At 58.2% G+C, this 20513-nt stretch carries 13 protein-coding genes and 1 pseudogene; 11 read left to right on the top strand and 3 right to left on the bottom strand.

Annotated features, from left to right (window positions below; all coding sequences use genetic code 11):
• The first annotated feature begins 84 nt into the window (after positions 1-84).
• From FTE24_RS17460 to cyoD, 9 genes are all read left to right on the top strand, one after another.
• Positions 85-1779, top strand: a complete 1695-nt coding sequence (locus tag FTE24_RS17460) for an ABC transporter substrate-binding protein (protein WP_150235385.1) — start codon at positions 85-87, stop codon at positions 1777-1779.
• A 314-nt stretch (positions 1780-2093) separates the two neighbouring features.
• Entirely contained in the window at positions 2094-3815 is a 1722-nt protein-coding gene (locus tag FTE24_RS17455) for an ABC transporter substrate-binding protein (RefSeq protein WP_150235387.1), read from the top strand.
• Positions 3816-4235: 420 nt separating this feature from the next.
• The gene (locus tag FTE24_RS17450; RefSeq protein WP_141447227.1) at positions 4236-5966 is read left to right on the top strand and encodes an ABC transporter substrate-binding protein; all 1731 of its coding nucleotides are present in this window, start codon (positions 4236-4238) and stop codon (positions 5964-5966) included.
• A 257-nt stretch (positions 5967-6223) separates the two neighbouring features.
• The gene (locus FTE24_RS17445; protein ID WP_150235389.1) at positions 6224-8575 is read left to right on the top strand and encodes a glycoside hydrolase family 95 protein; all 2352 of its coding nucleotides are present in this window, start codon (positions 6224-6226) and stop codon (positions 8573-8575) included.
• A gap of 123 nt (positions 8576-8698) precedes the next feature.
• Positions 8699-10048 carry a GH1 family beta-glucosidase gene (locus tag FTE24_RS17440; RefSeq protein WP_150235391.1) on the top strand — a complete coding sequence of 450 codons (1350 nt, stop codon included), beginning with the start codon at positions 8699-8701 and terminating at the stop codon, positions 10046-10048.
• Positions 10049-11212: 1164 nt separating this feature from the next.
• Positions 11213-12178: a ubiquinol oxidase subunit II gene (gene cyoA / locus FTE24_RS17435; RefSeq protein WP_141447223.1), complete on the top strand. Its 966-nt coding sequence runs from the start codon at positions 11213-11215 to the stop codon at positions 12176-12178.
• A gap of 60 nt (positions 12179-12238) precedes the next feature.
• The gene (locus tag FTE24_RS17430) at positions 12239-14212 is read left to right on the top strand and encodes a cbb3-type cytochrome c oxidase subunit I (RefSeq protein WP_141447222.1); all 1974 of its coding nucleotides are present in this window, start codon (positions 12239-12241) and stop codon (positions 14210-14212) included.
• Entirely contained in the window at positions 14212-14826 is a 615-nt protein-coding gene (locus FTE24_RS17425; protein ID WP_141447221.1) for a cytochrome (ubi)quinol oxidase subunit III, read from the top strand. Before FTE24_RS17430 ends, FTE24_RS17425 begins: the two co-directional genes overlap by 1 nt.
• Position 14827: 1 nt before the next feature.
• Positions 14828-15172 (top strand): cytochrome o ubiquinol oxidase subunit IV, encoded by a 345-nt coding sequence (gene cyoD, locus FTE24_RS17420; RefSeq protein ID WP_141447220.1) that lies wholly within the window; start codon positions 14828-14830, stop codon positions 15170-15172.
• A 109-nt stretch (positions 15173-15281) separates the two neighbouring features.
• Here the strand turns inward: cyoD and FTE24_RS17415 are convergent, their stop codons facing one another.
• On the bottom strand, positions 15282-16781 hold the full coding sequence (locus FTE24_RS17415; RefSeq protein ID WP_150235393.1) for a glycoside hydrolase family 43 protein: 1500 nt from the start codon (positions 16779-16781) through the stop codon (positions 15282-15284).
• A gap of 185 nt (positions 16782-16966) precedes the next feature.
• Between FTE24_RS17415 and FTE24_RS17410 the strand changes: the two genes are divergently transcribed.
• Both FTE24_RS17410 and FTE24_RS17405 read left to right on the top strand, forming a co-directional pair.
• Entirely contained in the window at positions 16967-17905 is a 939-nt protein-coding gene (locus FTE24_RS17410; protein ID WP_150235395.1) for an ArsR/SmtB family transcription factor, read from the top strand.
• The gene (locus FTE24_RS17405) at positions 17902-18957 is read left to right on the top strand and encodes an SGNH/GDSL hydrolase family protein (RefSeq protein ID WP_150235398.1); all 1056 of its coding nucleotides are present in this window, start codon (positions 17902-17904) and stop codon (positions 18955-18957) included. The genes FTE24_RS17410 and FTE24_RS17405 overlap by 4 nt, the downstream gene beginning before the upstream one ends.
• Here the strand turns inward: FTE24_RS17405 and FTE24_RS17400 are convergent.
• Positions 18938-19327, bottom strand: coding sequence for a GtrA family protein (locus tag FTE24_RS17400; RefSeq protein ID WP_237401820.1), 390 nt, complete (start codon positions 19325-19327; stop codon positions 18938-18940). The two genes, FTE24_RS17405 and FTE24_RS17400, sit on opposite strands and share 20 nt — an antisense overlap.
• Positions 19314-20513 (bottom strand): annotated as a pseudogene (locus tag FTE24_RS17395) (hypothetical protein); the annotation flags it as partial. The pseudogene FTE24_RS17395 and the gene FTE24_RS17400, both read right to left, overlap by 14 nt.

Below are 20513 nucleotides of genomic sequence, written 5' to 3'. Positions count from 1 at the left end.
TTTTTCGGACATTTTGACAAAGAGCTCCATACAAATAAAGAGATTAAATTCTCAGGGTGAAATTGAATAGGGAGGTTTTTACAAGTGGTAAGCAAAAAAGTGAAATGGGTAGCTCCTGTCGCACTGGCATCGATCGTCGGTCTGACGGCATGCGGAGGCGGCAGCGCAAGCGATAGCGAAGCAGCAGCAGAGACGGAAAGCGGACCGATCGACTTCACGTTGTTCGGCGCCGATACGAATACGAACTGGGTCAACATGCAGGACGAAGTCGGCAAAGTCATTACGGAAAAAACGGGCGTTACGCTCGATGCCGAATTCGCAATCGGCGGCGACACGCAAAAAGTCTCGCTGATGATCGCTTCGGGCGAATACCCTGACCTTATTATGCCAAAAGGCGATACGAGCAAGCTGGTCGATGCCGGCGCGCTGGTCGACCTGACGGACCTGATCGACCAATACGCTCCGAACATCAAGAAACTGTATTCCGAAGACATGAACCGTCTGAAATACAGCAAAGAAGATCCTGCGATCTACATCATCCCGACGTATACCGGCGTAGGACAAACTTCGTTCGACGCGGGCGGCGGTTTCGAACTGCAGCTTGAAGTGCTGAAGGAACTGGGCTACCCGGAAATCCGGACGCTCGAAGATTACGAGAACGCCATCAAGGAATATTACGCCAAAAACCCGACCATCAACGGCCAGCCGACGATCCCGATGTCGCTGAACGCGGATGACTGGAACATCATGATCGGCGTGACCAACCCGGCCTTCATGGCGACGGGCCTGCCGGATAACGGCGAGTATTACATCAATCCCGAGACGTACGAAGCGATGCTGCACTACAAACGTCCGGAAGAGAAAGAATACTTCCGTTGGTTGAACAAAATGAACAGCGAAGGCCTGCTGGACAAAGAAACATTTACGCAAAAAAGCGACCAATATCTGGCGAAAATCTCCAGCGGACGCGTACTCGGCACGATCAACCAGGAGTGGGGCTACTCGGAAGCGGAAAACGCGCTTAAAGGTTCGAGCGACGCAACGACGCAAAACCGCATCTTCGGCCACTTCCCGGTTACGCTGAGCGAAGAGTACAAAGACCACTCGTTTATCGACGTAGGCTTCCCGGGCGGCTACGGCGTCGGCCTGACGACCAACCTCAACGAAGCGGAACAGATCCGCGCGATCAAGTTCCTCGACTGGCTCGCTTCCGACGAAGGCCAAGTGCTCGTGCAATGGGGCGTCGAAGGCAAGCATTACAACGTCGAGAACGGCAAACGCGTTATCCCGCAAGAAGTGCAGGACCGCAAAACGAAAGACAGCGCGGCGTTCACCAAAGAAACGGGTATCGGCATGTACACGACGATGTCCCCGCACTACGGCGACGGCGTAAAAGACACGACCGACAACTACTACACGACGAACTTCCCGGAACAGATTCAAGCCGCTTATACGCAGCCCGAAAAAGACGCGCTCAAAGAATACGGCGCGAAGACCTGGAAAGACCTGTTCCCGCAAGCGGACGAACTGGGCACGAGCGACTGGGGCGCGGCGTACAACCTGCCGGCACCTAACGATTCTTCGTACTCGGTAGCGTTCCAAAAATCGCAGGATATCGTGCGCAAGCGTATTCCGGAAGCGATCCTGGCGACGCCGGCCCAATTCGACGCGGTCTATGACGGCATGTTGAAAGAGCTGGAAGACCCTTCGATCCTCGAAATGGAAAAAACGTTCACGCAGCAAATCAAAGATACGGTTGACCTGTTCAACGGTAAATAAGCGATTAGAATATCAAACATTTATAAGAAAAACTCTCCTGATAAGGAGAGTTTTTCTTTTTGAGTAAAAAAAGAACATTTATATAGACAAAACGTTTTCGGTCCGTTATACTCGGACTGTAAGCACTTACAATATTAGATGAAGGTTTATTTTCAGCCTATTTCGAAAACGCTTTATACAGAAGGCCATATTTTATATGAAAAGCAGGCCGAAGCGCGGAAACGAAGCTGCATTTTTTATTACATGTGCAAGCGCTTTATAAGTAAAACGAAGTTGGAATTGTCAAAAATACATCCTAAGGGGGATGCAGATCCATGCGCAAACAGACAAAGAAAATGGCGGCTCTGCTTATGACGAGTACGCTGGTAGTGGCAGCAGGATGCGGCGGCGGCGACGCGGCCAACAATTCTTCGGGTGCCGGAACATCAAGCGAGACGGGAGCGCCAAGCACGGAGCCGATCGAATTCTCGTTCTTCGGCGGCGACGCCAGTCCGAACTGGACCGGCATGCAGGACGCGGTAGGCAAAGCGATTACGGAAAAAACCGGCGTGACGCTGAATGCGGAGTTCGCGGTCAGCGGTACCGACCAGCAGAAGATCGCGCTCATGATCGCTTCGGGCGATTACCCGGAGATCATCTTCCCCAAGGGCGAGACGAGCAAGCTGGTCAGCGCGGGAGCGATGGTCGATCTGACCGATCTGATCGACAAGCACGCCCCGAACATCAAGAAGATCTACGGACCGTATATGAACCGCCTGAAATTCAGCAAAGAAGATCCGTCCATCTACACGATCCCGACGAACAGCATGGTCGATAACACGGCGTTCGACGCCGGCGGCGGATTCGAAGTGCAGCTGGCGGTGCTGGAAGAACTCGGCTATCCGGAGATTCGCACGGTCGAAGACTTCGAGAAAGCGCTCAAAGATTATTACGCAAAAAATCCGACGATCGACGGGCAGCCGACCATTCCGCTGACGCTGAACGCGGACGACTGGAAGATCATGATTACGGTGACGAACCCGGCCGTATTCACGACGGGCGGCGGCGATGACGGCGAGTTCAGTATCGATCCCGATACGTACGAAGCGAAACTGCACTACAAACGTCCGGAAGAGAAAGAATATTTCCGCTGGTTGAACCATATGTACAACACCGGCCTGCTGGACAAAGAATCGTTCACGCAAAAAGACGATCAGTACAAAGCGAAGATCGCAAGCGGCCGCGTGCTCGGTCTGATTGACCAAAGCTGGGGCTACGGCGAAGCCGAGAACGCGCTCAAGAGCGCGGGCAAACACGAGCGCACATACGGTCACTTCCCGGTTACGCTGACGGAAGAGTACAAAGATCCTTCCTTCACCGATATCGGCAACGGCTCCGGTTACGGCGTCGGCCTGACGACGGCGCTGAGCGAAGACCAGCAGGTTCGGGCGATCCAATTCCTGGACTTCATGGCTTCCGACGAAGCGCAGGTCCTCAACAACTGGGGGATCGAAGGCACGCATTACAACGTCGAAGACGGCAAAAGAGTCATTCCGGCCGACGTGCAGGAGCGCAAGACGAACGACAATGCCGCTTTCCAAAAAGAATCCGGCGTCGGTCTCTATGCTCCGCTGTCTGTCCGTTACGGCGACGGCGTCAAAGATCCGAGCGACAACTACTACACGACGAACTACCCGGAACAGATTACGGCGAACTACAGCGAGCCGATGAAAAAAGCGTTGGCCGCGTACGACGCGACGACGTGGAAAGACCTGTTCCCGGCCAAAGACGAATTCCCGGTGAAAAAGTGGGGCGCCGCATACAACCTGCCTTCGCCTAGCACGCCGGACTTCACCGTACCGTTCCAAAAATCGCAGGACATCGTCCGCAAAGCGATTCCGGCCGCGATCGTGGCGACGCCGGAGAAGTTCGATGCCATTTACGATCAAATGCTGAACGATCTTGAAGGTTCGGGCATTCCGGAGATGGAAGCTCTCTACACGCAGCTGATCAAAGATACGGTCGAACTGTGGAACAGCGAGACGGCCGCCCAATAACATAAGCCTTTTCAGACGAAAAACCTTGTCCATTCGGACAAGGTTTTTTGCTTGAAACCAGCCGTCTGCGAAAGACCGAAAACGTTGAAAAAAATTCGTGTCGATTTAAGCGATTGGTTATTGACAAAACGTTTTCGGAGCGTTATATTCTTACTGTAAGCACTTACATTATTAAATGAAGCAATTATTCAAGCTTCGCTCGAAACGGCTTTATCCCAGAGACTTTCCTGCTTCGAAACAGTTTGGAAACCGGCCGGATAAAGCTTAATTATTCATTAATAATGTAAACGCTTTATATGACAATCAAAGTCGGGAAATGTAATCTCTTTTTGGCAGGATCGACAGAAGTTCAGCATCGGTATAACCGGGTCAGCGCCCGTTGTACGACTATAAAATCCGTCCTAAGGGGGATGTAGATTTATGAAGGGGAAAACAAAGAAAATGGCGGCTTTGCTCATGACGAGCACGCTGGTTGTGGCAGCAGGATGCGGTGGCGGTGGCGGCGGTACGACAGCCAGTACCGACCCGGCCAAGACAACGGATACCGGAGGCACAACCGAGACGGCAGCACCGAGCACGGAACCGATCGAATTCACGTTCTTCGGCGGCGACGCCAGCCCGAACTGGACCGGCATGCAGGACGCGGTAGGCAAAGTCATTACCGAGAAGACCGGCGTGACGCTGAATGCGGAGTTCGCGGTCAGCGGTACCGACCAGCAGAAGATTGCCCTCATGATCGCTTCGGGCGATTACCCGGAGATCATCTTCCCCAAAGGCGAAACAAGCAAATTGGTTGACGCGGGCGCTATGGTGGACTTGACCGACCTGATCGACAAGTACGCCCCGAACATCAAGAAAATCTACGGACCTTACATGAACCGTCTGAAATTCAGCAAGGAAGATCCGTCCATCTACACGATCCCGACGAACGCGATGGTCGACCAATCGTACTTCGACGCCGGCGGCGGATTCGAAGTACAGCTCGCCGTGCTGGAAGAACTCGGCTATCCGGAGATCCGTACGGTCGAAGACTTCGAGAAAGCGCTCAAAGATTACTACGCGAAGAACCCGACGATCGACGGACAGCCGACCATTCCGCTGACGCTGAACGCGGACGACTGGAAGATCATGATTACCGTGACGAACCCGGCCGTATACGCGACCGGCGGTCCGGATGACGGCGAATACTATGTCGACCCGGAGACGTACGAAGCGAAACTGCACTACAAACGTCCGGAGGAGAAAGAATATTTCCGCTGGTTGAACCATATGTACAACACCGGCCTGCTGGACAAAGAATCGTTCACACAAAAAGACGACCAGTACAAAGCGAAGATCGCAAGCGGCCGCGTACTCGGCCTGATCGACCAGAACTGGAACTACCAGGAAGCCGAAAATGCGCTCAAAGGCGCAGGCAAACACGAGCGTACGTACGGTCACTTCCCGGTTACATTGACTGAAGAATACGAAGACCACTCCTTTGTGGACATCGGCAACGGCTCCGGTTACGGTGTCGGCCTGACGACCGCTCTCAGCGAAGAGAACCAGATTCGCGCGATCCAGTTCATCGACTGGATGGCTTCCGACGAAGCTCAAGTCCTCAACAACTGGGGTATCGAAGGCACGCATTACAACGTCGAAGACGGCAAGCGAGTGATTCCGGCCGACGTGCAGGACCGCAAAACAAATGACAACGCCGCCTTCAGCAAAGAATCCGGCATTGGTCTGTACAACCCGCTGTCCGTCCGTTACGGCGACGGCGTCAAAGACCCAAGCGACAACTACTACACGACGAACTACCCGGAACAAATCACGGCGAACTACAGCGAGCCGATGAAAAAAGCGTTGGCTGCGTATGACGCAACGACGTGGAAAGACTTGTTCCCGGACAAAGACGCCTTCCCGGTCAAAGCATGGGGCGCCGCGTACAACCTGCCGGCTCCGAGCGGTTCGGACTACACGGTTGCTTTCCAAAAATCGCAGGATATCGTCCGTAAAGCGATTCCGGCCGCGATCGTGGCGACACCGGAAGAGTTCGATGCCATCTACGATCAAATGCTGAACGATCTCGAAGGTTCGGGCATTCCGGAAATGGAAGCGACGTATACCCAACTGATCAAAGATACGGTAGAAGCCTGGTCGGCCAAATAATTCCGTACCCGGATTCTGCACGCAGCGGCAAACAGCCTTCATCCCCCGCGGATGAAGGCTGTTTTTACGTGAAGGGAAAGGTTCGTACAAGCCGCCGCGGCAGAGCGGGACACAGGACCGGTACAGGGTCAAATTTGCATGAAGGAATTGACGCTGTTTGGCGGCTGAATTATACTGAATACGTATGTGTAAGCATTTTCAGCGGGCCAATTCCGCGATGTACCTAAAACGTTTTCCGGAGACGGGGGTAAGACGCAATGGAGCACAACCGAACGTTCAAATTATGGTATAAACAGCCGGCGCGGCGCTGGGAAGAAGCGCTGCCCGCGGGCAACGGACGCCTGGGCGCCATGGTGTTCGGCGGCGACCGCCGGGAGCGATTGCAGCTGAACGAAGATACGCTGTGGTCTGGCTTTCCGCGGGACAAAGTCAACTACGACGCGCAGCGTTATCTGAAGCCGGCCAGGGAAGCGATCTTCGCCGGCCGGTACGCCGAAGCCGAGCAGCAGATCAACCAGCGGATGCTGGGGTGGAATACGGAAGCGTACCAGCCGCTCGGAGACCTCTACATCGACCGGATTGGCGGCGGTGAAGCTTCGGGCTACGAACGTGAACTGGACCTGTCCACGGGCGTACTGACGACCGTGTTCTCGGCGGACGGCGTCCGCCATACGCGCGAAGTGTGGATCAGCGAACCGGATCAGGTGCTGGCCGTCGTGCTGAGCGCCGACCGTCCGGGAGCGATCGACGCGGACGTGTCGCTGGAGAGCCTGCTGCCTTACGAGACGGCTGCGTTCACGGATGGACGGCTGTCGATCAAAGGCATGGCGCCGAGCCATGTGGAATCGAATTATTTCCGCGACCATCCGCAGGGCGTCCTGTTCGAGGAAGGGCTGGGCATGCGCTTCGAAGCGCAGCTCAAAAGCGAGGTCGAAGGCGGAACGATGCGCGCCGCCGCAGGGCGGATCGAGATTCGCGGCGCCGACCGGGCCGTGCTGCTGCTTGCGGCGGCGACGAACTTCGAGGCGTACGACAAGCTGCCGGAAAGCGGCAGCCGCCGGCCGGACCGCCTGTGCGAAGCGTGGCTCACGGCCGCTTCGGCGCTCGGTTCGCCGGCGCTGCGCGAGCGGCATGTCCGCGACCATGCGGCGCTGTTCGGCCGCGTGGAGCTGGATCTGGGCGGCGCGGAGCGCGCGCAGCTGCCGACGGATCAGCGGCTGGACGCGTACAAGCAGGGAGCGGTCGATCCGGCGCTCGAAGCGCTGTACTTCCATTACGGCCGCTACCTGCTGATGGGCAGCTCGCGTCCCGGGACGCAGCCGGCCAACCTGCAGGGCATCTGGAACCATCAGATCGAGCCGCCGTGGAACAGCAACTACACGTCGAACATCAACGTGCAGATGAACTATTGGCCGGTCGAGTCGGTCAATCTCGGCGAATGCCACGAACCGATGCTGCGCATGATCGGGGAGCTGGCGCAGTCCGGGCGCCGCACGGCGAAGATCCATTACGGGGCGCGCGGCTGGGCGGCGCATCACAACGTGGATCTGTGGCGCATGACGACGCCGTCGGGCGGAGAAGCCAGCTGGGCGTTCTGGCCGATGGGCGGCCTGTGGCTGACGTCGCATCTGTGGGAACACTATCTGTTCACGGGCGACGCGCAGTTCCTGCGGACAACCGCGTATCCCATCCTGCGCGAAGCGGCGCTGTTCGCCGTCGACTGGCTCGTGGACGGGCCGGACGGCCGTCTGACGACGGCTCCGTCGACTTCGCCGGAGAACAAGTTCGTGACGGCGGACGGCGAGCCTTGCAGTACCGCTTTCGGTTCGGCGATGGACCTGACGCTTATTCGCGACGTGCTGGAGCAGGCATCGGAATCGGCTTCGATTCTGGGGCTCGATCTTTCCGAGACGGCGGAATTCGCCGCGGCGCTGGAACGCCTGCAGCCGCTGCAGGTCGGCTCCGACGGACGCCTGCTGGAATGGGGCACCGAACTGGAGGAGCACGAGCCGGGCCACCGCCACGTCTCGCATCTGTACGGCGTGTACCCGGGCCGTTCCATCAACCGGGAAGAGTCGCCGGAACTGCTGGCGGCCGCGCGGGCTTCGCTTGAAGCCCGCATCGCAAGCGGAGGCGGCCACACGGGCTGGAGCTGCGCGTGGCTGATCAATTTGTACGCCCGCCTGCTGGACGGGGACAGCGCTTATCGCTTCGTACACACGCTGCTGGCGCGCTCTACGCACCCGAACCTGTTCGACGACCACCCGCCGTTCCAGATCGACGGCAACTTCGGCGGAACGGCCGGCATCGCGGAGCTGCTGCTGCAGAGCCATCTCGGCGAGCTGCACCTACTGCCGGCGCTGCCGGAAGCGTGGGCGGACGGCTCTGTTCGCGGGCTGCGCGCGCGCGGGGGCTTCACCGTCGCGCTGGAATGGCGCGGCGGCAAGCTCCGGTCGGCCGAGATCGCGGCCGACCGTTCCGCCACGGTCCGGCTGCGCGCCGACCGTGCTTTTGAAGGCTCTTCGCCGGCTGCCGCGGGCGAAGCCGGAGCTTTTGCCGGCGAATTCGTGTTCGCCGCCGGCGAGACCCGCCGTATCGCCTTCGAGTAGGCGATACGGTCCTGCCGGCCGCTGCCTGCCGAGCGGCCGGCGCCCTGATGCTTTTCGATTCGCCCTGCAATGCGGGCCTGCCTGAACAGATCCGCCCACACTCAATTTATGGAGGAACGACACATGACTATTTTCCAATTCCCGAAAGATTTCAAATGGGGCACGGCTACGGCCGCCTACCAAATCGAAGGAGCCGCGCAGGAAGGCGGCCGCGGCCCGTCGATCTGGGATACGTTCGCCCGCACGCCGGGCCGGGTCTACAACGGCGATAACGGCGACGTCGCGTGCGACAGCTACCACCGCTACGAAGAAGACGTCGAGCTCATGAGAGAACTCGGCATCAACACGTACCGCTTCTCCATCTCCTGGTCGCGCATCATTCCGGACGGCGACGGCGAGATCAACCAGGAAGGACTGGATTACTACCACCGCTTCGTCGACAAGCTGCTGGAAGCCGGCATCGAGCCGTTCTGCACGCTGTACCACTGGGATCTGCCGCAGACGCTGCAGGATGTGGGAGGCTGGGAAAACCGCCGCAGCATCGACGCTTTCGTCAAGTTCTCCGAAGTGATGTACCGCGAGTTCAACGGCAAGATCAAACACTGGCTGACGTTCAACGAGCCGTGGTGCATCGCCTTCCTGTCGAACGTGATCGGCGTCCACGCGCCGGGCAAGCAGGATCTGCAGGCCGGCCTCGACGTGGCGCACAACCTCCTCGTCGCCCACGGCAAATCCGTGTCCAAGTTCCGCGAACTCGGCGTCGACGGCAAGATCGGCATCGCGCCGAACGTAGCCTGGGCCGTGCCGTATTCCAAAACGGAAGCCGATCAAGGCGCCGCGGACCGCAATATCCAAGTCTTCTCCGACTGGTTCCTCGACCCGATCTACAAAGGCAGCTATCCGAAGCCGCTGTACGACTGGTTCGAGCAGTCCGGCCACGTGCCGCCGATCCACGAAGGCGACATGGAAGCGATCGCGCAGCCGATCGACCATATCGGCATCAACTATTACGCGATGAGCGTCAACCGGTTCAACCCGGACGGCGGCTATTTGCAGATGGAAGAAGTCGATATGGGACTGACCAAGACCGATATCGGCTGGCCGGTCGAATCGAGAGGGCTGTACGACGTTATCCATTACCTGCAAAAATACGGCAACATCGACATCTACATTACCGAAAACGGCGCCTGCATCAACGACGATATCGTCAACGGCAAAGTCAACGATACGCGCCGCATCTCCTACCTGCAGCAGCATATCGCGCAGGTGCACCGCGTCATTGCCGACGGTATCAACCTCAAAGGCTACATGGCCTGGTCGCTGATGGACAACTTCGAGTGGGCCGAAGGCTACCGGATGCGGTTCGGTCTCGTGCACGTGGACTACCGTTCCCTGAAGCGCACGCCGAAAGAGAGCTTCTACTGGTACCAGAACCTGGTGAAGAACAATTGGATGGAGACCCGCAAAGACTAAGGCGCAGTCGCCCCGAGGCTTCCCTGTTCCGAAAAAGCGCACGGCCCGAAGACGCGGATCTCCGCGTCTTTTTGGCTTGCGGGGAAAACGGGGGAGTCGGGTTGGGCGATGGTGAGGCTGGTGCTGGTGCTGGTACTGGAGATGCCGGTGGCGAGGCTGATGGCGTGTACCGAGGCCGATGCCAAGGGGGGCGGGCTAACGAATCGTCAGCACGCTATTTGCGCCCGGATTCGCTTTTTCACTTTTTAACGAATCGTCATCACGCTATGTGCTCGAAATCGGCCCTAATCGGGCGGATTGCGGCAGATAAGGATAACAGGATTCGTTGGAGGGCGGAAAAAGCCGAAAACGGGCAAATAGCGATAGGAGGATTCGTTGCGGGTTGTAGCGGAAGCAGGTAGAGCAGGGATGGAGCAGGACACAGGACAGGCAGAGCAGGGATGAGGAGCATAGTACGAACAAGTGGAGCGCGCAGGATGGGTTCGATGTGTCGGAAAAAGGCGAATTCGCGCGGTTTCTACGCGTTTCGGCCGCAGAAATCCGGATAGGACAGAGGCTATGAGAAATGTCACAAAAGTGTCGAAGAGAGCGCCGGATAACCCTTGAACGCGCCGAATAAAGGCCGATAATAGAAAGAAGCCCCGTAGAAGGAGGAAACCGGAAGGAAAGGTGTTTAGGATCGGACCGGAAGACGTTAAAGGCTATATATCGGCCTATTATAAGGAAGAGAAAAATTAAAATTTGAAATAAAGTGAGGTGGGGGCGGAACAATAGGCGGTGATGGAAGGAAAGCGACAAGGGTTTTTTCGCGCCGGGGATTGTTAATGGGGAAAAGATTTGAGGGGAAGATCTGAGGGGAAGATCCGAGAGAAAGATCTGAGGGCAAGACTAAGATCAAGATCTGGGATTAAGATCAAGTGCGTTTCAAGGCCAAAGGCTCGTTAGGCACTGGGCATGAAAAGACACTTAGCCTTCGGGTAAGTGCTTTTCAAGGCCTAACATCACTAATTCCGGAGGATAGTTTGACATCTTTGTTAACAAAGTCAAAACTTTTCGAAAAAGCTGTTCATTTCTGGTATCTTTAAGTGTAGAATCAAAGTTGCGTTTTAATGTGTGAAATGCTTGTCGAATTTACTGAGCGTTCAACAAAGAGAGGGGATCCACATGGGCAAAAAACGAAGATCGCTCGTTCGCGCAGCTTTCTCGGCTGTCATGCTCGTCATGACGATGCTGCTGCTCTCGGGATGCGCGGACTATATGGTCCTCGATCCGAAGGGACCGATCGCCGCGAAGCAGTTGGACCTGATGATTATCACCGTGATCCTGTGCGCGATCATTATCGTGCCGGTGCTTATCATTACGTTCATCATTGTTTGGCGCTACCGGGCCAGCAACAAGAAGGCCGATTATAAGCCGGAATGGGCACACAGTAACCTGCTGGAGACGATCTGGTGGGGAATTCCGATTGTCATCGTTATCGTCCTCGCTATCGTTACCGTGCGTTACACGCACGAACTCGAACCGTCCAAAGCTTTGGCGTCCGAGAAAGACGAAGTCACGATCCAGGTCGTATCGCTGAACTGGAAATGGCTGTTCTTCTATCCGGAAGAAGGCATCGCGACCGTCAACACGATCACGATTCCCGAAGGTCATCCGGTACGCTTCGAGTTGACGGCGGATTCGCCGATGAACTCGTTCTGGATTCCGGAACTGGGCGGACAGATTTATGCCATGTCCGGCATGTCGATGGCGCTGCATCTGCAGGCCGACGAACCCGGCAAATATTTCGGCACGGCGGCCAACTTCACCGGCGAACACTTCGAGAACATGACGTTCGACGTTAACGCGACGAGCGAAGCGGACTACGAGAAGTTTATCGAAGAGGCGAAAAGCTCGCCGAACAAAATCACCGCCGAGTCGTACGAAGAAATGTCCAAGCCGACCGAAAGCGAAGAACCGACGCTGTACTCTTCGTTCCCGGAAGGCATTTACGAAAGCATCGTGACCAAGTACATGCACGAAGGCGCGGAACTTCACCAGCACGGAAGCGCGTCGGCCGACAAAGCGGACGGCACGGCTTCGACTGCGGACTCGGAAGAACACGGTTCTTCCTCGCACAGCGGTCACTGACATTCGGTCTTGGCCGGATAGGGTGATCTGAACATTTACTGCAACGAAAGGAGCTCCCTAATGCTCGAGAAAATCAAAGAGTTCGCATCCGAGTTTTTTGTAACGGGCGATCCGCTCATCTACGGCGCGGACGCATCCATCGTGTTGGCGACGCTCGGGATCGTATTCGTACTGACCTACTTCAAAAAATGGGGCTGGCTCTGGAAGGAATGGCTCACGACCGTCGATCATAAAAAGATCGGGATTATGTATATCCTGGCCGCGATCGTGATGCTGTTCCGCGGCGGCGTCGATGCCGTCATGATGCGGACTCAGTTGGCTTTCCCGGAATTGAACTTCCTGGAAGCCGACCACTATAACCAAATCTTCACGACGCACGGCGTCGTCATGATCTTCTTCATGGCCATGCCGCTGATGTTCGGTCTGTTCAATATCGTCGTGCCGCTGCAAATCGGCGCGCGCGACGTCGCTTTCCCTTTCCTGAACTCGCTGAGCTTCTGGCTGTTCTTCGCCGGCGCAATGCTGTTCAACCTGTCGTTCGTCATCGGCGGTTCGCCTGACGCCGGCTGGCTCGCCTATCCGCCGCTTTCCGGTTCGCAGTTCAACCCGGGCGTCGGACAGAACTTCTACATCTGGGGGATACAGATCTCCGGTATCGGCTCGCTCGCGTCCGGTATCAACTTTATCGTTACGATTCTCAAAATGCGCGCTCCGGGCATGACGATGATGAAAATGCCGATGTTCACCTGGTCGGTATTCGCCGCTTCGACGACGATCATCTTCGCTTTCCCGATCCTGACGATCACGCTGCTGCTGTTGTTCATGGACCGCTTCTTCGGCGCCCATTTCTTCACGCTCGACGGCGGGGGCAACCCGATGATGTATATCAACCTCATCTGGATGTGGGGTCACCCGGAAGTGTATATCGTCGTTCTGCCGGCCTTCGGCGTATTCTCGGAGACGGTTGCGACCTTCGCGAGAAAACGGCTGTTCGGCTACGCTTCGATGGTATTCGCCATGGTTATCATCAGTATCATTTCGTTCTTCACTTGGGCTCACCACTTCTTCACAATGGGCTCCGGCGCTAACGTCAACGCGTTCTTCGCGGTCACGACGATGATCATCGCGATCCCGACCGGGGTCAAGATCTTCAACTGGCTGTTTACGATGTACAAGGGCAGGATCACCTTCCCGACCCCGATGATGTGGACGATCGCGTTCATACCGGCGTTTGTCGTCGGCGGGATGACGGGGGTCATGCTCTCGGTCGCACCGGCCGACTTCCAGTTCCACAACAGTTACTTCCTGATCGCCCACTTCCACCAAGTGCTGATCGGCGGCGTCGTATTCGGTTACTTCGCGGGCCTGTACTACTGGTGGCCGAAGATGTTCGGCTTCAAGCTGAACGAATACCTCGGCAAATGGGCATTCTGGTTCTGGAACATCGGTTTCTACGTCTGCTTTATGCCGCAGTACCTCGTCGGCCTCGACGGCATGACTCGGCGGATCAGCGTATTCAAAGACCCGGATTGGCAAGGCCTCAACGTCCTCTCGACGATGGGCGCTTACCTGATGGGTATCGCTTTCCTGTTCCAGGTTGCACAGATCGGCTACAGCATCTTCCGTCACGAAAAAGATACGACGGGCGATATCTGGGATGCTCGTACGCTTGAGTTCTCGATTCCTTCCCCGGCGCCGGAATACAACTTCGCGGTCATCCCGCAGGTTCACAGCCGCGACGAGTGGTGGGAAGAGAAAGAGCGCCGCGCCAGAGGCGAGAAGCCTTGGGATCTCGGACCGATCGAACCGATCCATATGCCGAAAAACTCGGCGATCGGGCCGATCATGGGCGCATTCTGGTTCGTGCTCGGATTCGGTCTCGTCTTCCACTGGCTGTGGATGGCCATTCCTGGCCTGCTCGGCGTATTCATTTGCATGTATGCTCGTTCCTTCAGCGCACACAAAGCGGAATACTACATTCCGGTTGATGAGATTGAAAGAACCGAAGCGAAGTTAAGAGGGGGCGCGGTATAATGGCACAGTCTCCGGCACACGGCACGGATCATCACCATCACGCTGCGGGTCATCATGATCCGCAGGATATCAAACTGCTCGGTTTCTGGATCTTCCTCGTAACCGACGTTATCTTGTTCGCAACGCTGTTTGCGACATTCATCGTTCTTCGCGGCGGTACGGACGGCGGTCCGACCGGCGCGGAACTGCTGGAGATCAACGGGATCATCATCTCGACGTTCCTGCTCCTCACAAGCAGCTTCACGAGCGGCGTGGCCGTTCTGGCCATGCACCAGCACAAGATCAAGCAGATGCTGATCTGGCTCGTGATTACCGGATTGCTCGGCGCAGGGTTCCTATACCTGGAAATCAACGAGTTCCTGCACCTGATCCACGAAGGCGCGACGCTGCAAACGAGCGCGTACTGGTCGGCATTCTTCACGCTCGTCGGCACGCACGGGGTGCACGTTACCGTCGGTATCGGCTGGATGATCTCGATCATGATTCAGATCGTTCGCCGCGGTCTGACCGACGATACCAAAGGCAAAGTTACAGTATTCAGCTTGTACTGGCACTTCTTGGACGCGGTCTGGATCTTCCTGCTCTCGATCGTGTACCTGATGGAGGTGATGTAAGGTGGCGGATCACAACAACGCGCATAACAGCCACGGTGGGGATCGTCACGAGCACGGTTCGCTCAAATCCTACATCATCGGCTATATCATTTCGATCGTGCTTACGATCATCCCGCTCGTTGTCGTTCTGAACGACATGATGGGCCGTACGGCGACCATCGCGGTCATCATGGTTACGGCAACGCTCCAGTTTCTCGTTCAGCTGATCTTCTTCATGCACGTGCGTGACGGAGAACAGCCGCGTTGGAACTTGATCACGTTGATCTTCGGGGTTCTGATCCTGCTGACGATCGTTGTCGGTTCGATCTGGATCATGGGCAACAACTCGATCGGCATGAAAATGTAGACAGCTCCAACGAAAAAGAGCCCGCTTCGGCGGGCTCTTTTTTTGTTGCGAAGAAACGCGATTTGCAGGCAATCAAGCAGGCAGTCAAGTGAGAAACGGCCATGGCGATTTACGCGTATTCGCACGCAAAGTCGGTGAATTCGGCTTCCGCGCCTTCGCCTACCGCGTACAAGCCGATCACGACGCCGGTGAAGCCGCCCGCGACTTCCGACGAGAGATAGCGGGTCTGGGCGCTGCCGAGCGCAATCTCGCGGCCGTTTTCGACGAGGAAGAAATGGTAACGTTCGTGTCCCGAGCGGATCAGCAGCCGGACGGCGCCTGCACGGCTGAGCGGAATCTCTTTTTCAATAGACTTGATATCGCCGACGTTGAGTCGCTTGATCACGCTGAGGCTGCCGTCGGCATCGGTGCGGACAGCCAGGTCGTAGCGATGGTTCTCGTCCATGTACAGCGTGAGGCCGGCTTCGCCTTCGCGGCCGGAGAGCCGCACTTCGCAGGCGATGGTCGCGTCGAAGTCTTTTTGCCGCAGCCCGATAAAAGTCGGCGAAGCCGCTTCGTCCAACGTGACCGCCGTGCCCCGCAGTCGCAGCACCTCTTCGCCCAGTTCGTAATTCGACGTCACCGGATGGCGAAGATAGCACCAGTCCAGACTCCAATCCGTATTGTCGAACGTATCGAGCTTCTTCTTCTGCTGGCGCACCGCCTCGGGAATCCGGTCGGTCGTGAACGACGTCAGCGTCAAGCCGTCATGCCCGGCGGTGAACCAGCCGTCCGCGCCGAACGTGACCGGAGTGAGGAACACTTCGCGGCCCAGATGGTGATAGGTGAGCCAGCGCCCAATCTGCCGGAAGCCGAGGTGCAGCATCCACCAGTGGCCGTCGCCGTCTTGCACGAGGTCGCCGTGACCGACGCCCTGCAGCTCGTAGCCGCCCAGATTGCGGTTGGTCAGCACCGGATTGGCCGGGTACGATTCGAACGGGCCGGACAGGCTCTCGCTCCGCGCGTAGACGACCATATGGCCGTATTCCGTTCCGCCTTCGGCGGCCATCAGATAGTAGTGGCCGTCGATGTTGTACATATGCGGACTTTCCAGATAACGCCCGCCCGTTCCCTGCCAGATCGAGCGGCTCGGCGAACGTTTGGCGCCCGTCTCGATATCGAGTTCGCACTGCACCACGCCGCCGATCCCGTCGTCGTCCGTTCCGTTGCTCATGAAGAACGCTCTACCGTTTTCAAAATACAGATCCGGATCGATGCCGCCCTGATCGACGTACACGGGTTCGGACCATTCGCCGCGGATGTCGTCGGTCCAGACGTAGAAGTTCTGGCGCGTCGTATCGTTGGTCGTCGTCATGTAGAACCGGCCGGCATGATGACGGATCGTCGGAGCGAAGACGCCGCCGGAACTGTTCACGCCGCGAAGCTGCACCTGGCTCTCCCGGGTCAGGCAGTGGCCGATCTGCGTCCAGTTGATCAGATCGCGGCTCTCGAACAGGGGAACGCCGGGAAAATATTGAAACGAACTGCACACAAGGTAATACGTGTCGCCGACCCGGCAGACGCTCGGATCGGGATAGAAACCTTTGATTACGGGATTGTTGTATTTCATGCTGGTCTCCTTTTTCGAACGTGGGATAAGTTGAATTCGCTTTTATATCAATCGACGCAGTTAGAGGAACTAAGCAAATTAAACAGTATTCGAAAACGGTTCACAATATGATACAGTAAAATCGGCGCAGGAATTGGGTTGAACGAATGCCGATATGATTTCAACGGTCAAGAAGGAGGCGGAAGATGCTGAAAGTCAACGGGGACGCCGGGTGCATGCCGATCTACGAAGCGCTGGCGAGCGAAGTCCGGTGGAAAATCATGAACCTGCTGGCCGAACGGGAACGCAACGTCAAAGACCTGGCGGCGGAACTTGGGCTCAGCCCGTCGATCGTGACGCTGCATATCCGCAAGCTCGAACAGGCGGGCTTGACCGGCAGCCGCCGGATACGCCTGAACGGGGGGACGCACAAGATTTGTTTTCTCGCGGAGAGCCTTATCGAGATCGAGCTGCCGTCGGAACGCCAAACGTCGAAGATTCGGGAGCAGTCGATCGCGATCGGCCATTATACGGCGTTCGATATACGTCCGACGTGCGGCCTCGGCACGCTGGAGAAAGAGATCGGCGTGTGGGACGATCCGCGCTATTTCTTCGATCCGGAACGCGTGCAGGCGGCCATTCTCTGGTTCGGGCAGGGATTCGTCGAATACAAAACGCCCAATTACCTGCTGCCGGAGCAGGCGGCGGAAGCGATCGAAATTTCGATGGAGCTGGCTTCCGAAGCGCCGGGGCTGCGGGACGACTGGCCTTCGGACATCGGGTTCGCCTTTAACGGCGTGCCTCTCGGCATCTGGACGAGTCCGGCCGACTTCGGTCGGGCCGCACGCGGCCGGCACACGCCGACGTGGTGGCATCGCAACGTCAACCAATACGGGCTGCTCAAAACGATACGGATCGACGCGCGCGGCACTTTTATCGACGGAGAGCCTATGTCGGACGTGACCGCCGCGGACCTGCGTCTGGACGAGCCGTTCTGGACGCTGCGCTTCGGGGTGGACGAGCAGGCGAAGCATGTCGGCGGACTCACCCTGTACGGAGCAGGCTTCGGCAATCATGATCAGGACATCGTCATTCGCGTGCATCTCGGGGAAAACTTATCAAAAGGAGCGGGAAATATCCAATGAAAACGTTCAAAGCGGCGGAAGGTTACGTGAAAAAGCTTGGCCGAACGCACGAATACGGCGATGCGCTGTGGTTGGCCCTGTCGGGCAGCGGCGCGGAATTTTCTTTTTACGGAAAAAAAGCGCAGATTGCCCTGATCGGCGACGATACCGTCGGCGGAACGAACAATTTTGCCCGGATCGGCATTACGGTGAACGGGCAGCGGGTCGTGGACGATCTTATGAACGAAGCCCGCAAAGTGTATACCGTGTTCGACAGCGATGAGCAGCAGGAGGTTACGATCGGCATTCTGAAGCTGTCGGAAGCCGCCATGTCGACGGTCGGTATCTGGGCGATCGCGGTCGACGCCGAAGACGGCATCCGCCCGACGCCGGGCAGAAGCCGCCGTATCGAATTTATCGGCGACTCGATCACGTGCGGCTACGGCATCGACGACGAAGACCCGCTGCATGCGTTCTCCACGGCGACGGAAGACGTGACCGGAACATACGCGTACTTAACGGCCGAAGCGCTGGATGCCGATTACAGCATGGTGTCGTACAGCGGCTACGGCCTTATCTCGGGCTATACGGAGAACGGCGAGAAGCTGCTGACGCATCTGGTGCCGGATTATTACGCCAAATGGGCCAAGTCCGAAGGCCGACCGGGCGGAACGCTGAATCCGCTGACGGTGGAGTGGGACTTCTCGCGCTTCGTACCCGACCTGATCGTGATCAATCTCGGCACGAACGACGATTCGTATGCGCAAAGCGATCTCCAGCGGCAGGCGGAGTTTGCGGAGCGGTATGCCGCTTTTCTCCAGGAGGTGCGAAGCCGAAGCGCCGAGGCGCCGATTCTGTGCACGCTCGGAATTATGGGCGACCGGTTGTATCCGCTGGTGGAGCAGGCCGTGAAGCGGTACGTCGAAGCGACGGGCGACACGTCCGTCTCCACCCTGAGATTCGACGTGCAGCGCGACGAAGACGGACGGACGTCGGATTACCATCCGACGAGGAAGACGCATATCCGGGCGGCCGGGAAGCTGACGGAGCGGATCAGAGCGGAGTTCGGTTGACGCGAAACACCCAATAGCGGCTCAGCATGTAGTTCAGCGCCAAACCGGGAACGGTTACGGCGATTTTGGACATCCACAGAGGCAGGAACGATTCGAGCCGGATGAGTAAAAAAGAAGTGAACAGGGCGACGACCCCGTTCGCGAGCAGAAAGCGAAGCAGCGCGCCGCTGGGTGCGGGAGAATCGCTCCGGAACGTCCAGCCGCGGTTCCAGACGTAGCTGTTGGCCGTGCCCGCGGCATAGCCGGCAGCCTGGGCGAGCGGACCAAGCCAGCCCTGCAGCAGGAAAAAGACGATAAAATCGACGGCCGTGTTGGATACGCCGACGATCGCGAAGCGCAGCGGACGGCCGAGTGCATTAGCGGTTTTCAACAGAAGAATCCTCCTTATCCAGATCGTACAGCGTATAGCTTCGGTGCAGCCCCAGCAGGTCGACGGCGCGGCCGAGCATGGCGACGACCGTTCCGGCTTGCTCCGCTTCGGCGCCTGCCGCCGGGGAAAAGGCCGAAGCTTCGGCCGTGCTCATGACGTCCCAGCGGGAGCGCGGGACGACCGCGCCATGCTGCCGCACCCACGAGGCGACGGCGTCCGCCGAGTCGTGCGAGCCGCCCAGCAGCACGTAGCGCACCTGCCCGGCCGCGGCCATGCGCCGCATCCCGTCGACGCCTAGAGCGGGATCGGCGCCTTTGAAGCCGCCCCACGCCAGCACCGGCTCGCCGGTCTGGATAATGAGCGAATCGGCTCCGCTGTTGGACGAAGGCATGGCGGCGACGTATTTCGCGTCTCCGCGGTGGCGGAGCAGGTAATGCACGAGCCCGGCGTCGAGCGGCTCGCCGTCGCGGCTCCAGTTGTCGCCGTCCGCCAGATAAGGCGACGCATAGGGCTGGCGGGCGCTTCCGCCGTACAGGGCGGGCGTGAGCGACCAGAAGCCCGGCGCGGCCAGCACGCCCGCGAGACAGAGCGCGAGGGCGGCCTTCGAAGCGGCGCGCGCCTGCGGAAGGGCCAGCGCCAGCAGCAGGCCCGAGGCGCCGAGCGCCGCCGCGGCCAGGCCGAGGCGCGGCAGCCCGTCGGCATTCGCGATATAGGCGGCCGTGCCGAAAGCGACCGTGCCGCCGGCCAGCAGCCAGCCCGGCTGCCGGTCGCGGCACAGCTCCGCGATCGCGGCTCCGGCGAGCGCCGCGATGCCCGGCGCCAGCATGACGAGGTAATAGCGGTGGAAAAAGCCCGCTGCGCTGAACACGACGATCATCGGCAGCAGCCAGCCGGCCCACAGCAGCACGTCCGCCCGAAGCTTGGGGCGTCTCACCCCCAGCAGCACCGCGCCGAACAGCGCGAACGGCAGCAGCCACGAGATCTGCCCGGCCAGCTTGACGTCCAGCAGACGCAGCGGGCCGGGCGGCCCGTCTTCGCTGCTTGAGCTCAGCACGGCGGCGCTCGCAGCCGGAGCGAAGCCGCGCGGGCTGGATACCGCGCCGGCAGCGGCATCAACGCCGGCGCCGGCGCCGGCCGCCGCCGATGCCGCCCAGCCGCCGCCGGCTCCGCCCGCGAAGCCGAATGC

The sequence above is a fragment of the Saccharibacillus sp. WB 17 genome (assembly GCF_008634075.2).
In the GTDB taxonomy this organism is placed as follows: domain Bacteria; phylum Bacillota; class Bacilli; order Paenibacillales; family Paenibacillaceae; genus Saccharibacillus; species Saccharibacillus brassicae.
Note: the sequence above shows the minus strand (reverse complement) of the source record. Positions and strands in the feature narration are given on the sequence as shown.